The following is a 14,920-nucleotide window of genomic DNA, read 5'->3' as shown; positions in this document are numbered from 1 at the left end:
CTGGCACCCGGTCACTGCTTCACCACCAACGGCGGGGAAACCCGCCGTTGGTGTATCCGCTTTTCGCTGCCGATAGAATCGGGATGCACTCGCATAGGACCTCCGCCATGAAACGACTGATCCTGCTCACCGCCTGCACGCTGGCCCTGGCCGCCTGCAGCAACCCAGAGGAAGAGCGCAAGGCGCAGGAAGCCGCTGCGGCCGCCGTGCAGGCGCAGAAGGAAGCCAAGGCCGAGGACGTGGCCAAGCAGTACGAGATGGCCGTGGCCGCGCAGGACTGGGAACGCGCGCGCCTGCATGGCGCCTCGCTGCTGGACCAGTACAAGGACACCGCCGCCGCCGAGCGCATCGCCGCCGGCTTCGACGAGGTCAAGGCCAAGGGCGATGCCGCGCGCGACCTGCGCCGCATGCAGGCGCTGTGGCAGTACAACCAGATCCCGGTGGGCAACAAGGGCAACCAGGTTTCGGCGCAGATCTACAGCAAGGAACGGGTGGACGTGGATGGCAGCGGCGCCAAGCCGGTGCAGCTGGTGTTCCGCGATCACCCGGAATGGAAGCGCCACGCTTACCTGGTGCTGCAGGCCGGTGATTTCCGCTGCCCGCAGTGCACGGTGAAGGTGACCGTGGACGACGGCAAGCCGGTGTCGATGGCCGCCTGGCGCCCGAAGACCGATGAAGCCATCGCCCTGTTCATCACCGACCAGAAGGCGCTGTGGAAGCTGGCGCGCAAGGGCAAGTCGATCAGCATCGAGTTCCCGGTCAAGGCTGGCGGCACGCGTACTGCCGTGTTCGAAACCGGTGGTGTCGACGCCAGCCGCATGCCGCAGTGGTGGCAGTGATGATCGCGGCGGGCAGCGCAGTGCACGCGTTGTCCGCGATCCGGCACTGGGTGTTCGACATGGACGGCACGCTGACGGTCGCCGTGCATGATTTCGCCGCGATCCGCCGCGCACTGCAGATCGCCGCGGAGGAAGACATCCTCGACCATATCGCAGCGCTGCCGGACGCGCCGGCGCAGGCCAAGCGTGAGTGGCTGCTGGATCACGAACGCGCGCTGGCCGAGGACGCGCTGCCGGCGCCGGGTGCGGTGAAGCTGCTGCGTGCGCTGTCGGCGGCAGGCTGCCGGCTGGGCATCCTGACCCGCAACGATCATGCGCTGGCGAAGCTGACCCTGGACGCGATAGGGGTCGGGGAACTGTTCGACGATGCCGACATCATCGGCCGCGATGAAGCGGTGCCCAAGCCGTCGCCGGATGGCCTGCAGCAGCATCTTCGACGCTGGGGAATCGGGGCTGCGGAGGCGGTGATGGTGGGAGACCACGCTTACGACCTGGAGTGCGGCCGCGCTGCGGGCACCCGCACCGTGCTGGTCAACCTGCCGGAGAACCCGTGCCCGGGCCGTGCCGACTGGCATTTCGCCGATTGCCGCGACCTGTTGGCGGCCTGGCAGCAGAAGGGGTAGTGCCGGCCGCTGGCCGGCAGTGTCGACCAAGGTCGACACCTACCAGGGCACAGCGTGTCGACCAAGGTCGACACCCACCGAGCAGATGCGCGGGCAGTTCGGTTTACGCGCCCAGCGCGTAACCGAACTGCTGCTTGAACTGCTCGTTGAACTCATCAAAGGTGAAGCGCTGGTTCTGCGTGCCCGGGTGCTCGACCTTCAGCGCGCCCATCAGGTTGCCCATGCGGCCGATGGTCAGCCAGTCGTAGCCCTTCTGGATGCCGTAGATCAGGCCGGCGCGGAAGGCGTCGCCACAGCCGGTCGGGTCGACCACGCGGCGCTCGTGCGCCGGCGGGATGTCGTAGCTTTTTTCCGGGGTGTGGATGACCGCGCCCTTCGGGCCGCGCGTGGTGATGTAGGCCTTCACCCGGCTGACGATCTCCTTTTCGTCCCAACCGGTGCGTTCCTGCAGCAGGTTCGACTCGTAGTCGTTGACCACCACGTAGTCGGCCTGCTCGATGAAGGCGCGCAGCTCCGGGCCGTTGAACAGCGGCATGGCCTGGCCCGGGTCGAAGATGAACGGGATGCCGTCTTCGTGGAATTCCTGTGCGTTCTGGATCATGCCTTCGCGGCCGTCCGGGCCGACCAGGCCCAGGGTCACGCCCGGCACGCCACGCACGTGGTTCTCGTAGGAGCGCATCATCGCGCCCGGGTGGAAGGCGGTGATCTGGTTGTTGTCGTGGTCGGTGGTGATGAACGCCTGCGGGGTGAACAGCTCATCGATCACGCGCACGCGCGACAGGTCGATGCCCAGGCCGTCGAAGTATTCGCGGTACGGGCCGAAGTCCGAACCCACGGTGCCCATCGGGATCGGCTGGCCGCCGAGCAGGTGCAGGTTGTAGGCGATGTTGCCGGCGCAGCCGCCGAACTCGCGGCGCATGCGCGGCACCAGGAAGGACACGTTCAGGATGTGCACCTTGTCCGGCAGGATGTGATTCTTGAACTGGTCCGGGAACACCATGATGGTGTCGAAGGCAAGAGAACCACAGATCAGAGCGGACATCGATGTAAGCCTATGCGGTGAATTTTGGGGTGGGCCGGCCCGGTTCAGCGGGCAAGCAAACGGCGCCCTTGGGCGCCCGACGGCGCAAAGGTTACCCGCTGGTGCCGCTCAGGGCCAGAACCGGGTGAGACCCGATCAGGCCGAAAGCCTGTGAAGACGCGGGTTCAGCTAGTTTTTTCCTTGCTCGGCGGCAGGCGGGTTGCTAGGCTTGTCGGCCTCGAATTCTGCCCATTTTTTCGCCATCCCGCGGCGGGCACGACACCCCTCAGGACTCCTTCCTCAGATGTTCAAGAAACTCCGTGGCATGTTCTCCAACGACCTGTCCATCGACCTGGGCACGGCCAACACCCTCATCTACGTGCGCGGGCAGGGGATCGTGCTGAACGAGCCGTCGGTCGTGGCCGTGCGCCAGGACCGTGCCATCGGTGGCACCCGCTCGGTGGCAGCCGTGGGCGCCGAAGCCAAGCAGATGCTGGGCCGTACCCCGGGCCACATCACGACCATCCGCCCGATGAAGGACGGCGTCATCGCCGACTTCACCTACACCGAGGCGATGCTCAAGCACTTCATCAAGAAGGTGCACAAGTCGCGCGTGCTGCGCCCGAGCCCGCGCGTGCTGGTCTGCGTGCCGGCCGGCTCGACCCAGGTCGAGCGCCGCGCGATCAAGGAATCGGCCGAGGAAGCCGGTGCCCGTGATGTGTTCCTGATCGAAGAGCCGATGGCAGCCGCGATCGGCGCCGGCATGCCGGTCACCGAAGCCCGTGGCTCGATGGTCATCGACATCGGCGGCGGCACCACCGAAGTGGCGGTGATCTCGCTCAACGGCATCGTCTATTCGGCCTCGGTCCGCATCGGCGGCGACCGCTTCGACGAGTCGATCACCAACTACGTGCGCCGCAACCACGGCATGCTGATCGGTGAAGCCACCGCCGAGCGCATCAAGGTCGAGCTGGGCTGCGCCTACCCGCAGGCGGAAGTGATCGAGATGGAAATCTCCGGCCGCAACCTCGCCGAGGGCGTGCCGAAGATGATCAAGATCAGCTCCAACGAGGTGCTCGAGGCCCTGCACGAGCCGCTGTCGGGCATCGTCAGCGCGGTCAAGCTGGCGCTGGAGCAGACCCCGCCGGAACTGTGCGCCGACGTCGCCGAGCGCGGCATCGTGCTGACCGGTGGTGGCGCCCTGCTGCGCGACCTGGACCGCCTGATTTCCGAGGAAACCGGCCTGCACGTGCAGGTGGCCGACGATCCGCTGACCTGCGTGGCCCGCGGTGGCGGCCGTGCGCTGGAGCTGGTGGACATGCACGGCAACGAGTTCTTTGCGCCGGAATAAGCCGTCCCGGCCGTTCCTGCCCGCCGCGCCCTTCCGGGGTGCGGCCCGCCGCGATGGCGGGCCGGCACCGGCGGGGCGCCCGCGTATTTCCCTTCCGCCTTCTGCCAGTTGAATCGTTGCCGTGCCGCCCTACGCCGGTCCTCCCGTTGCCTCCCGATCCGGTGATGCCGCCAGCCCCCTGAGGTTGCTGGCTTACCTCGCATTGGCCATCACCCTGATCGTGCTCGACGACCAGGCCGGCTGGCTGGCGCGCCTGCGCGAGCAGGCCAACAGCCTGGTGCAGCCGGTATGGGCGCTGGCTGGCCTGCCCGGCAAGCTTGGCAACCAGGTCAAGGATTCCGCCGCCAGCCACACCCAGCTGGTGACCGAGAACCGCGAACTGCGCAACCAGCTGCTGCTGGCCAACGCGCGCCTGACCCGCCTGCAGACCGCCGCGCTGGACAACGCCCAGCTGCGCGAACTGCTGAACGTAGCCGAGCGCAGTGGCCTGGACGTGCAGCTGGCGCCGATCCTGGACATCGACCTGGATCCGGTGAAGCAGCGGCTGGTGCTCGACGCCGGCACCCGCGAGGGCGTGCATGTCGGCCAGGCGGTGATCGATGCCGGCGGCTTGATGGGGCAGGTGATCAGCGTCACTGGCGGCACCTCCACCGTGCTGCTGCTGACCGACCCCGACCACGCGGTACCGGTCACCGTGGCCCGCAACGGCGTGCGCCTGATCGTCTACGGACGCGGCGACACGCTGGAACTGCGCGACATTCCGCTCAGCGCTGGCGTGGAAGTGGGCGATGAGATCGTCACCTCCGGCCTCGGCGGGCGCTTCCCGGCCGGCTTCCCGGTCGGCACCATCACCGGCCTGCGCCCGGACGACACCCATGCCTTCCTGGTCGGCGAACTGAAGCCGGCGGCGCAGCTCGACCGCGGCCGCGACGTGCTGCTGCTGCGCCCGGGCGCTGCGATCCGGATTCCGGCGGAGCTGCGCCTGCAACTGGAAGCCACCGCGCCGGGCGGCCCGGCCAGCGGCGCCACCGTGCCTGTGGGAACCGCGCCAGCGGCAACAACGCCAGCTCCGGTCAGTGCCCCGGTAGTGCCGGCCGCTGGGCGGCAACAGCCCTCGTCTGCGACGAGGAACGCCGTGCCCGCATCCTCGCCTGATCCTGCTGCTCCGGTAGTGCCGGCCGCTGGCCGGCAACCGACCACGCCGGAGGCCGAGCGATGAGCCGCCTGCGCGACAACCCGTGGGTGCTGCCGGCCAGCCTGGTGGTGGCGCTGCTGCTGGGCCTGCTGCCGTTGCCTGCGCTGCTGCAGCCGCTGCGCCCGTACTGGCTGGCGCTGGTGCTGGCGTACTGGGTCATCGAGGCGCCCGAGCGCGTCGGCCTGGGCATCGCCTTCGCCAGCGGCGTGGTCGCCGACCTGCTGTACGGCGGCGTGCTGGGCGAACAGGCGCTGCGGCTGGTGATGCTGGCCTTCATCCTGCAGCGCTTCCGTGCCCGCATCCGCTTCTTCCCGATGTCGCAGCAGATGCTGGCCATCGGCGGCCTGCTGTTCAACGACCGCATCGTCAGTGCGCTGGTCCACATCGTGGTGGATGAGCCGACCCTGCCGTGGTCGTACTGGTGGGCACCGCTGCTGGGCATGGGCCTGTGGCCGCTGGTGTTCGTGCTGCTGGACGCGGTGCGCTTCGGCAAGCGCGGGCGCTGAGCCATGATCCCGCGCCGCCAGGTCAAGAATCCGCACGCCGAAGCCGAACAGTTCCGCCGCCGTGCGGCGCTGGGCTTCCTGGGCGTGCTGGTCTGCCTGCTGGGCCTGGGCGGCTGGTACTTCAAGCTGCAGGTGCTGGACCACGACGTCTACGCCACGCGCTCGGAAGCCAACCGCATCAAGCCGCGGCCGGTGGTGCCCGGGCGCGGCATGATCTACGACCGCAATGGCCGCCTGCTGGCAGAGAACGTGCCGGCGTTCCGCCTGGACGTGACCCCGGACAAGGTCAAGGACATGGACGCCACCCTGGAAGGGCTGGCGAAGATCATCACCATCAGCCCGGAAGAGCTGGAAGCATTCAACAAGTCGCGCAAGGCGCGCCGCAAGTTCCTGCCGGTCACGTTGAAGCTGCGCATGAGCGACGAGGAGATGGCGCGCTTCGCGGTCGACCGCTGGCGCTTCCCCGGCGTCGAGCTGGAGCCCTACCTGACCCGCCGTTACCCTTACGGCGATCTGTTCGCGCACATCATCGGCTACGTCGGCCGCGTCGATGACAAGGACCTGGAGATCCTCGGCGAAGGCAACGCTGCGCTGACCCACATCGGCAAGTCCGGGCTGGAGCGCTATTACGAGCAGCAGCTGCGCGGCAAGGTCGGCTACGAGCAGGTCGAGACCAATGTGCAGGGGCGCGCGATCCGCACCATCGGCCGCGTCGCCGCGCAGTCCGGCGCCGACCTGCGGCTGTCGATCGACGCCGACCTGCAGCGTGCGATGGTCGCCGCCTTCGGCGACCAGGAAGGCTCGGCGGTGGCGATGGACCCGCGCACCGGCGAAGTGCTGGCGATGGTCAGCCTGCCGTCCTACGACCCCAACCTGTTCGTCAACGGCATCTCGCATGCCGACTTCAAGGCGCTGAACGAAAACCCGTCGCGGCCGCAGTTCAACCGCCTGGTGCTCGGTGGCGTCGCCCCCGGTTCCACGCTGAAGCCGCTGATCGGCCTGGCCGGCCTGGATTCGGGCGTGCGCCGCCCGGAAGACAAGGTGCTGTCCACCGGCATGTTCTACCTGCCCGGCACCTCGCGCGGCTGGGGTGACTCGCACCGCGGCGGCCATGGCTGGACCGACCTGCGCAAATCCATCGCGCAGTCGGTCAACACGTACTACTACAAGCTGGCGCTGGACCTGGGCATCGAGCGCTTCGACCATTACATGGAGTACTACGGCTTCGGCCAGCCGACCGGCATCGACCTCACCGGCGAGATCGGTGGCATCCTGCCTTCGCCGGCCTACAAGCGGAAGAGCCGCAAGGAAGCCTGGTACCCCGGCGACACGGTCAACATCAGCATCGGCCAGGGCGACTGGAAGGTCACCCCGCTGCAGCTGGCGCGGGGTGTCAGTGGGCTGGCCGACGGGCAGCTGCGCACGCCCCATCTGGTGATCCAGCAGCGTGCGGGGTTCGACCATGACTGGATGGCGACCGACCCGGGCGAGAGCAAGCCGATCAGCCCGAACCCGAACAACCTGCAGGCGGTGCGCGAAGGCATGATGGCCACCATGTTGCCCGGTGGCAGTGCCGCACGCATGGCGGCCGGCGCGCCGTACACGATGGCCGGCAAGACCGGTACCGCGCAGGTCATCAGCCGCAAGGGCACCGCCGCGGTGAATCCGAAGAGCCTGCCGATGCACCTGCGCCACCGCGCGCTGTTCGTCGGCTTCGCGCCGGTCGACCGGCCGGTGATCGCGCTGGCGATCGCGGTGGAGGGCGGCGGCTACGGCGGTGCGGCGGCTGCACCGATCGCGCGCAAGGTGTTCGACGCCTACCTGCTGGGCAAGATGCCCGAAGGCATGCAGCCGCTGGACAGCGAGCGCGGCACCACCGCCATCGGTGCGACTGCATTCGACAACGAAGATGCGGGCGCGCGCCAAGCGGGTGACTTCGCCGCAGCGCAGCTGGGTGAGCATCCGGTGCTGGTCGGCGTGCCTGCGCCCGAACCCGCGCCCGCACCGCAGCCGGGGACGCCGGCTGCCGCCGCGCTTCCCGCCACGCCGCGCCCGACCCCCGCGGAGCCCGCACGATGAGAGTGTTCCTGCGCTGGGCCGGCGACATGCTGCGCCGCTTCTTCAGCACGCTGGACTGGGTGCTGTGCCTGGCCCTGGGCGCGCTGATGCTGATCGGCCTGGCTACCTTGAAGAGTGCCGGTGGCGACGGCCTGGTGATGGCGCAGGGCGCGCGTTTCGCGGTGGGCATGGCCGCGCTGTGGGGCATCTCGCGGGTGCCGATCCTGCGCATCCGTTCGGCCACGCCGATGATCTACGCGATTTCGATGATCCCGTTGCTGGCGGTGTTCGTGCTGGGCACCGGCAAGTATGGCCGGCAGTGGCTGGACCTGAAGTTCTTCTACCTGCAGCCGGCCGAGCTGCTGAAGGTCAGCCTGCCGATGATGGTGGCCTGGTACCTGCACAAGATGCCGCTGCCGCCGCGCTTCAATACCGTGCTGACCGCGCTGGTCATCATCGGTGTGCCGACCGGACTGGTGATGCTGCAGCCGGACTTCGGTACCGGCGTGCTGATCGCCGCCAGCGGCGTGTTCGTACTGCTGCTGGCGGGCCTGCCGTGGTGGTGGGTGGGCCTGGGCGTGGGTGGCGTGGCCGCAGTCGCGCCGGTGGCTTGGTTCTGGCTGCTGCGGCCGTACCAGAAGGACCGCATCATGATGTTCCTCGACCCGGAGATGGATGCGCTGGGGGCTGGCTGGAACATCATCCAGTCGAAGATCGCGATCGGTTCCGGTGGCTTCGACGGCAAGGGCTGGGGCGAGGGCTCGCAGTCGCACCTGAACTTCATTCCCGAACAGACCACCGACTTCGCGTTCTCGGTGCTGAGCGAGGAATTCGGCTGGATCGGCGTGGCCACCGTGCTGGCGCTGTACCTGGTGGTGATCGGGCGTTGCCTGTGGATCGCCAGCCAGTCGCGCGATTCCTATTCGCGCCTGTTGGCCGGCGCCACCGGCCTGGCGTTCTTCGTCTACGTGCTGGTGAATGGCGGGATGATTTCCGGACTGCTGCCGGTAGTGGGCGTGCCGATGCCGCTGATCAGCTACGGCGGTACCTCGGCGGTGTCGCTGCTGGCCGGCTTCGGGTTGGTGATGGCGGTGCGCAGCCACAATCCGGTGCATGGCGGCTACGGGTAACCCGGGCCGCGCGCTTCCGTAGCGCCCAGGCACCGTGAAAGCTCCACGCAAGCGCCCGTTGCTAGCGTGCTGTGCGTGGAATGGAAACGACTGCTTGGCGGCTGCCGTGAGGTGGTGCGCACGATCGATCTGCCGTTGCTGGTCGCCTTGTTGATGCTGATGGGCGCGGGCCTGGCGGTGCTGCACAGCGTGTCCGGGCCGGTGGGTGGCCAGGCAGCGCGCTTTGCCGGTGGGCTGCTGGCCATGTGGCTGCTGTCGCGCGTGTCGCTGCTGCGCCTGCGCGCGTGGACACCGGCGTTGTATGCGCTGTCGATGTTGCCGCTGATGGCGGTGTATGTGATCGGCACCGGCAAGTACGGGCAGCGCTGGCTCAACCTGGGCGTGTTCTACCTGCAGCCGTCCGAGCTGCTCAAGCTCAGCCTGCCGCTGATGATGGCGTGGTACCTGCACCGGCAACCGCTGCCGCCGTCGCCACGCACGGTACTGACCGCCGCGGTGCTGATCGGCCTGCCGGCGGTGCTGATCCTGATGCAGCCCAACCTCGGCACCGCCACATTGGTGACTGCCAGCGGCGTGTTCGCATTGTTGCTGGCCGGACTGCACTGGGGCTGGGTGGCCACGGGTGCGGCAGGGCTGGCGGTGGCTGCACCCCTGGCGTGGTTCGGCCTGTTGCGGCCGTACCAGAAGGATCGCGTGCTGACCTTCCTCGACCCGGCGGCAGATCCGCTTGGCACCGGCTGGAACATCCTGCAGTCGCGCATTGCGATCGGTTCCGGTGGCTGGCAGGGGCGTGGCTGGGGGCAGGGCACGCAGGCCACGCTGGATTTCCTGCCCGAGTACACCACCGACTTCGCGTTCTCGGTGCTGGCCGAGGAGTTCGGCTGGCTGGGCGTGGCAACGTTGTTCGCGCTGTACCTGTTCGTGGTCGGGCGTTGCCTGTGGATTGCAGTACACGCGCGCGACACCCATGCGCGGTTGCTGGCCGGCAGCCTGGGGCTGGCGTTCTTCGTCTACGTGCTGGTGAACGGTGGAATGATTTCAGGCCTGCTGCCGGTGGTGGGCATTCCGATGCCGCTGATCAGCTACGGCGGGACCTCGGCGGTGTCGCTGTTGGCTGGCATCGGGTTGGTGATGGCGGTGCGTGGGCACCGGCCTGTACACGGGGGATAGGGTTTCCAGCCAACGGCGCAGCCCCTCGTGGGTGGTCGCGCAAAGCAGTTCATGGGTGGGGCCGGGTAGATGGGCTGCGCAGGGGACGCTGCAAGTACGTCCATGTAAGCTCGGTCGCCGCATCCATGCGGCTCACGCCCCTGCGCAGCCCATCTACCCGGCCACGGACAGGCTCCGTGCGCGTCTACCCACGGAGAAGAAAGAGAAGATCAAAAGCGGGTCGCGGCGCTGCGCTTGCTCATGAGCCGAGCATGGCTATGCCGGTCGTCCTGACCGGCACCCTTCGGGCCGTCGCCATGGGCGACGTTGGCAGCGGCTCCTGCCGCTGCCTTCGGCTCTACAGGAAGCAATGGAAGCGCGCGGCCAAGCTGGTTTTGCTTTTGATCTTCTTTTTCTTTTCCGTGGGTGGACGAACACGGAATCTGCCAGCGGCCGGGTGGGTGGGCAGTGCGGGGTGTCCGCGGCATGGATGCCGCGGCCAAGCCCCCATGGATGGGTTCACGGCGTCCCCGCAGTGCCCACCCACCCGGCCAGCCCTCAGCAATCCGGCTTTCAGCGACCAATTCCACACACGAGGGGCTGCGCCGTTGGCTGGAGCCTTCCTGACTCTGCGCAATGCCCGTTGTGGAAGCGTTCTCACAACGCCGCACAGCAACACGCGCTCTGACCAATTTCCAGAAAAAATGTTAGCTGGTTCACACTTTTACAGCGCGTTGATCTTGATCAATGGACTTGTCGTAATCGGCCTGCACAATGGCGGCCCGTTCGGCACGGCGCGCCGTCAATCGATGCAGCGCGAGGGGGCGTCGGGCGGGAAGCAGTACTGATCCAACGGGTACAGGGAGCGCGGGGTACTGCCACTGGGGAGCGGCAGCCGCGCAGGTACCGACCGGATCCGGTCGCCGGTTGCGTCTGCGGGGATGGGGGCGCAACCGGCAACCTCTATCTGAATGGGGAAGGGTGATCACGACGTCTTCACATTTCCCGCTGAACGCGGGCAAATCGTTGTGATTCATGGTGTTAGGGGTTTTAATTCATCCATGACCTGCTAACCTGCGACGATGATTCGACGCACTCTGGCCTGCATGCTCACCCTCGGCCTGGTCGCCTGCGCGACCCAGCCGAAGTCCCCACCGTCTTCGCCCCAGGCCAGCAGTACGCCGCGCCAACCCGCCGCCAAGGCCCATGGCCCGGCCGAGGCTGCACCCGAAGCCGCCGCCGCCACTGCGCCGCCGGTTGATCTGACCCCGGTACCGTTCGAGGTTGCACGGGCCCGCTTCATTGCCGATACCGCCAAGCGCTATGGCCTGAAGCCGGAGCAGATCAGCAGCGTGCTCGACCAGGCGCAGGTGCGCCAGCCGATCATCGCCGCGATGTCGCGCCCGGCCGAGCGGGTCAAGCCGTGGAACGAATACCGGCCGATGTTCATCAGCAAGGCGCGCATCGATGGTGGCCGCGCGTTCCTGGCCCAGCACCGTGCCGAACTGGATCGCGTGCAGCAGCGCACCGGCGTGCCGGCCGAAGTGATCGTGGCGATCATTGGCGTGGAGACCAGCTACGGCAAGAATGCCGGCAGCCATCGCGTGCTGGATGCGCTGTACACCCTGGCGTTCTATTACCCGCGCAGCGGCGACCCGGCCAAGCTGGAACGCGAAGTGCGTCGCGAGCTGTTCTTCCGCGATGAACTGGCCAAGCTGTTCGAGCTGGGCCGCGAAGAAAAGCTGGACATCACCACGCTCAAGGGCAGCTATGCCGGTGCGATGGGCATGGGCCAGTTCATGCCATCCAGCTATCTCGATTACGCCGTGGACGGAAATGGTGATGGCCGCCGCGACCTGTTCACCAGCTACGACGACGTGTTCTCGTCCATCGCCAACTACTTCGTCAAGAAGGGCGGCTGGGTACGTGGCGGGCAGGTGGCCGTGCCGGCCACGCTGGCGCCGGGACGCGAGGAGTTCAACCCGACCGAATGGATGCCGACCTGGTCGATGGCCGACCTGGCGCAGCGCGGCTACCAGCCGGGTGCGCCGGTGCAGCCGGGCACTACCGCCACCCCGATCACGCTTGAAGGCAGCACCGGCAAGCAGTACTGGCTCGGCTTCCAGAACTACTACGCGATCACCCGCTACAACCTCTCGAAGATGTACGCGATGGCCGTGTTCCAGTTGTCCCAGGCCATCGCCGGACAGGAGCTGCCCCCGGCATGAACATCAGATGGCTGGTCTCAGGCTTGATCGTCCTCGCGTTGGCTGCCTGCAGCAGCGCGCCGAAGAAGCCGGCCACGGCCGGCCATGGTGGCAAGTCCGGCGGCACCCTGGTACAGGGTCGTGGCTCGCGCCCGGCACACTGCCCGGAAGGGTCGCCGTACGCGGCGGCAAAGGAAGACCTGAGTACCCGCGGCAATTACACCGCCGGTGGCCTGTACAAGCCGGGCGTGCGTGACAGCACGCCGGACTATGTTCCGAACGTCGCCTGCATTCCCGAGCCGGAAGTGACCGCCGAGGAGCGCTCGGCGATCGGCAACAAGTCGCCGTACGTGGTGCTGGGCAAGTCGTACAAGGTGCTCGACGACACCCGCAACTATGTCGAGCGCGGTACCGCCTCGTACTACGGCGCCAAGTTCCATGGCCGCCTGACCTCCAACCGCGAGGTCTACGACATGTACCAGTTCACCGCCGCGCACAAGACGCTGCCGCTGCCCAGCTTCGCCCGCGTGACCAACCTCGACAACGGCGAATCGGTGATCGTGCGCGTCAACGACCGCGGCCCGTTCCATGATGGCCGCGTGGTCGATCTCAGCTATGCCGCCGCCGTGCGCCTGGGCATCACCCAGCGCGGTACCGGCAATGTGGAAGTGCGCGCGCTGCAGCCGGGCGAGAGCAACCTGCTGGCGCAGAAGCCGTCGCGCCGCGAACGCCGGGCTGCGGAAGCCGCCGCTGCTTCAACTGTAATGGCCAGTGCGCGCCCCGCACCGACCGCGCGCGCAACCGCCGACAGCGACATCGATCGCCTGGTCAAGGGCCTGCCGGCCGATGGCATGCCGGCACGTGGCCAGCCGGCCACCACCCAGGGCGTGGCCAGCACCGTGCCGGATGTAGCGGTCAGCAGCCTGCCGCCGAGTGCGCCGCCGGTGCGCAGCACTGCACCGGCACCGGTAGCAGTCGCCAGCGCCACGCCGCGCGCCGTCGCGCCGGCACCGGTGCGCACCGTCGCCGCCACGCCGGCGGCACCCAGCCTGTCGCAGCAGGTGGTGGGCGCGGTGATGGTGCAGGTCGCCAGTTTCTCCAACCGCGACAACGCCAACCGCGCGATGGGCCAGCTCAATGCCGCCGGCATCGTCGGTGCGACCATCAGCGACATCGCTGCCGGTGGCCGCACCCTGTTCCGCCTGCGCGTTCCCGCCAACGACCATGCCAGTGCCGCGGAACTTGTCGGCCGCATCGCCGGTCTGGGCCTGGGTTCGCCGCAGATCGTCAAGGATTGATCCGCCCGGGCCGGTGCTGCCGGCCCATGCTCCCCCGGCCTTACAATGGCCGTTACGTTCCACCCTCCATTCCCGGCCGTCCCCTGGAGCCTGCTGTCCAATGAATTTCCGTTCCGCCGCCACCGCCCTGGCCGCCACCCTGGTGGTGGGCCTGGCTTCCGCCCAGACCCCGCTGCCGACCCCGGCCACGCCGGCGCCTGCTGCCGCCGCTGCTGCCCCGGCCACCGTCGCCACTCCGCCGGCCCCGGCCCCGAGCGTGTCCAAGGCCTGGGTCCTGATGGATTACGCCACCGGCCAGGTACTGGCTGGCGAGAACGTCCACGAGCAGTTGGCCCCGGCCAGCATCACAAAGGTGATGACGTCCTACGTGATCGCCGCCGAGGTCAAGAACGGCAAGGTCCGTGCGGATGACCAGGTGATGATGAGCGAGCGCGCCTGGCGCGAAGGTGGCGCCGGCACCGACGGCAGCTACAGCGGCTTCCCGGTCAACCAGACCGCACGCCTGGAAGACATGGAAAAGGGCATGGCGATCCAGTCCGGCAATGACGCCGCGATCGCCCTGGCCGAGCACGTGGCCGGCAGCGAAGAAGCCTTTGCGTCGCTGATGAACAGCTACGCCGCCAAGATCGGCATGAAGGACTCGCACTTCGTCAACGCCCACGGCCTGACCGCCGAAGGCCACCACAGCACCGCCTACGACCTGGCGCTGCTGGGCCGCGCGATGGTGCGTGATTACCCGGAAACCTACGCGTACAACAAGATCAAGGAATTCCAGGTCGGCAACATCAAGCAGCCGAACCGCAACCTGCTGCTGTGGCGCGATGGCAGCGTGGACGGCATCAAGACCGGCCACACTTCCGAAGCCGGCTACTGCCTGATGAGCTCGGCCCAGCGTGGCGACCAGCGCCTGATCGCCGTGGTGCTGGGGGGTGCGTCGGAGAAGCAGCGTGCCGACGACAGCCTGGCCCTGCTGAACTGGGGCTTCCGCTTCTTCGAGACCCACCGCCTGTACGAACCGGGCAAGGCCGTGGCCGAGCACAAGGTCTGGAAGGGCACCACCGACAAGGTGCAGCTGGGCGTGGCCCAGCCGATGCTGGTGAGCGTGCCGCGCGGCCGCTACAGCGACCTGAAGCCGAGCATCGACGTGCCCAAGACTCTGGAAGCACCGTTCACCGCCGGCCAGCAGATCGGCACCGTGAAGGTCACCCTGGATGGCAAGGTCATCGCCGAGGCACCGCTGGTGGCCGTGGCCGCCGTCGAGCAGGCCGGCTTCTTCAAGCGCCTGTGGGACAGCTTCTGGATGTGGTGGGAATCGGAATGATCCACGCCTCGGCGTGGTGAAGGGAAAAGGCCGGCGAATGCCGGCCTTTTCTGTTTCGGGATGCCGCTTGCGCATGAATCCTGCCGGATGTGGGTAGTGCCGGCCGCTGGCCGGCTCCTCATGAACCCATCCGGATGTGCCAGCAGCCGGCCAGCGGCCGGCACTACCCTCAACCCATCGCTTACAGCGAGCGATGCAATAACCGGTGTGCCGGCCAACGGT

12 protein-coding genes are annotated in these 14,920 nt (G+C 67.8%); 11 read left to right on the top strand and 1 reads right to left on the bottom strand.

Translation table 11 applies throughout. The features are described from left to right. Positions 1-107 precede the first annotated feature (107 nt). On the top strand, positions 108-839 hold the full coding sequence (locus CCR98_RS17950) for a hypothetical protein (RefSeq protein WP_087923662.1): 732 nt from the start codon (positions 108-110) through the stop codon (positions 837-839). Beyond that, positions 839-1,462: an HAD family hydrolase gene (locus CCR98_RS17945; protein ID WP_087923661.1), complete on the top strand. Its 624-nt coding sequence runs from the start codon at positions 839-841 to the stop codon at positions 1,460-1,462. Before CCR98_RS17950 ends, CCR98_RS17945 begins: the two co-directional genes overlap by 1 nt. A 103-nt stretch (positions 1,463-1,565) precedes the next feature. Here CCR98_RS17945 and CCR98_RS17940 read toward each other — a convergent pair whose 3' ends face one another. Beyond that, positions 1,566-2,504 (bottom strand): carbohydrate kinase family protein, encoded by a 939-nt coding sequence (locus tag CCR98_RS17940; protein ID WP_014038522.1) that lies wholly within the window; start codon positions 2,502-2,504, stop codon positions 1,566-1,568. Between the two features lie 283 nt (positions 2,505-2,787). Here CCR98_RS17940 and CCR98_RS17935 point away from each other — a divergent pair, with 283 nt between their 5' ends. The 9 genes from CCR98_RS17935 (at position 2,788) to CCR98_RS17895 (ending at position 14,698) form a co-directional block, all read left to right on the top strand. Further along, a complete protein-coding gene (locus CCR98_RS17935; RefSeq protein ID WP_005419402.1) occupies positions 2,788-3,834 on the top strand; it encodes a rod shape-determining protein in 1,047 nt (348 codons plus the stop codon). Between the two features lie 121 nt (positions 3,835-3,955). Beyond that, a complete protein-coding gene (gene mreC, locus CCR98_RS17930; protein WP_087923660.1) occupies positions 3,956-5,053 on the top strand; it encodes a rod shape-determining protein MreC in 1,098 nt (365 codons plus the stop codon). Continuing rightward, positions 5,050-5,535: a rod shape-determining protein MreD gene (gene mreD, locus CCR98_RS17925; protein ID WP_005419400.1), complete on the top strand. Its 486-nt coding sequence runs from the start codon at positions 5,050-5,052 to the stop codon at positions 5,533-5,535. The genes mreC and mreD overlap by 4 nt, the downstream gene beginning before the upstream one ends. A gap of 3 nt (positions 5,536-5,538) precedes the next feature. Beyond that, positions 5,539-7,614, top strand: coding sequence for a penicillin-binding protein 2 (gene mrdA, locus CCR98_RS17920; RefSeq protein ID WP_087923659.1), 2,076 nt, complete (start codon positions 5,539-5,541; stop codon positions 7,612-7,614). After that, on the top strand, positions 7,611-8,723 hold the full coding sequence (gene rodA / locus CCR98_RS17915; RefSeq protein WP_087923658.1) for a rod shape-determining protein RodA: 1,113 nt from the start codon (positions 7,611-7,613) through the stop codon (positions 8,721-8,723). Before mrdA ends, rodA (CCR98_RS17915) begins: the two co-directional genes overlap by 4 nt. A 75-nt stretch (positions 8,724-8,798) precedes the next feature. Further along, positions 8,799-9,893, top strand: a complete 1,095-nt coding sequence (gene rodA, locus CCR98_RS17910) for a rod shape-determining protein RodA (RefSeq protein WP_198361030.1) — start codon at positions 8,799-8,801, stop codon at positions 9,891-9,893. Between the two features lie 1,061 nt (positions 9,894-10,954). Then, on the top strand, positions 10,955-12,100 hold the full coding sequence (mltB, locus tag CCR98_RS17905; protein ID WP_087923656.1) for a lytic murein transglycosylase B: 1,146 nt from the start codon (positions 10,955-10,957) through the stop codon (positions 12,098-12,100). Next, on the top strand, positions 12,097-13,377 hold the full coding sequence (locus tag CCR98_RS17900) for a septal ring lytic transglycosylase RlpA family protein (protein ID WP_087923655.1): 1,281 nt from the start codon (positions 12,097-12,099) through the stop codon (positions 13,375-13,377). Before mltB ends, CCR98_RS17900 begins: the two co-directional genes overlap by 4 nt. Before the next feature lie 100 nt (positions 13,378-13,477). Further along, positions 13,478-14,698, top strand: a complete 1,221-nt coding sequence (locus CCR98_RS17895) for a D-alanyl-D-alanine carboxypeptidase family protein (protein WP_087923654.1) — start codon at positions 13,478-13,480, stop codon at positions 14,696-14,698. The last annotated feature ends 222 nt before the right edge of the window (positions 14,699-14,920 follow it).

The organism is Stenotrophomonas sp. WZN-1 (assembly GCF_002192255.1).
GTDB lineage: Bacteria > Pseudomonadota > Gammaproteobacteria > Xanthomonadales > Xanthomonadaceae > Stenotrophomonas.
The sequence above is the reverse complement of the archived record's forward strand: the minus strand, read 5'-3'. Positions and strand labels throughout refer to the sequence as shown.

What these genes read in the sequence shown, in the direction of transcription:
- mrdA (WP_087923659.1), top strand. Translation starts at nt 5,539, where the DNA reads ATGATCCCGCGCCGCCAGGTCAAGAATCCGCACGCCGAAGCCGAACAG.
- CCR98_RS17945 (WP_087923661.1), top strand. Translation starts at nt 839, where the DNA reads ATGATCGCGGCGGGCAGCGCAGTGCACGCGTTGTCCGCGATCCGGCAC.
- mltB (WP_087923656.1), top strand. Translation starts at nt 10,955, where the DNA reads ATGATTCGACGCACTCTGGCCTGCATGCTCACCCTCGGCCTGGTCGCC.
- CCR98_RS17935 (WP_005419402.1), top strand. Translation starts at nt 2,788, where the DNA reads ATGTTCAAGAAACTCCGTGGCATGTTCTCCAACGACCTGTCCATCGAC.
- CCR98_RS17940 (WP_014038522.1), bottom strand. Translation starts at nt 2,504, where the DNA reads ATGTCCGCTCTGATCTGTGGTTCTCTTGCCTTCGACACCATCATGGTG.
- mreD (WP_005419400.1), top strand. Translation starts at nt 5,050, where the DNA reads ATGAGCCGCCTGCGCGACAACCCGTGGGTGCTGCCGGCCAGCCTGGTG.
- CCR98_RS17950 (WP_087923662.1), top strand. Translation starts at nt 108, where the DNA reads ATGAAACGACTGATCCTGCTCACCGCCTGCACGCTGGCCCTGGCCGCC.
- CCR98_RS17895 (WP_087923654.1), top strand. Translation starts at nt 13,478, where the DNA reads ATGAATTTCCGTTCCGCCGCCACCGCCCTGGCCGCCACCCTGGTGGTG.
- CCR98_RS17900 (WP_087923655.1), top strand. Translation starts at nt 12,097, where the DNA reads ATGAACATCAGATGGCTGGTCTCAGGCTTGATCGTCCTCGCGTTGGCT.
- rodA (WP_087923658.1), top strand. Translation starts at nt 7,611, where the DNA reads ATGAGAGTGTTCCTGCGCTGGGCCGGCGACATGCTGCGCCGCTTCTTC.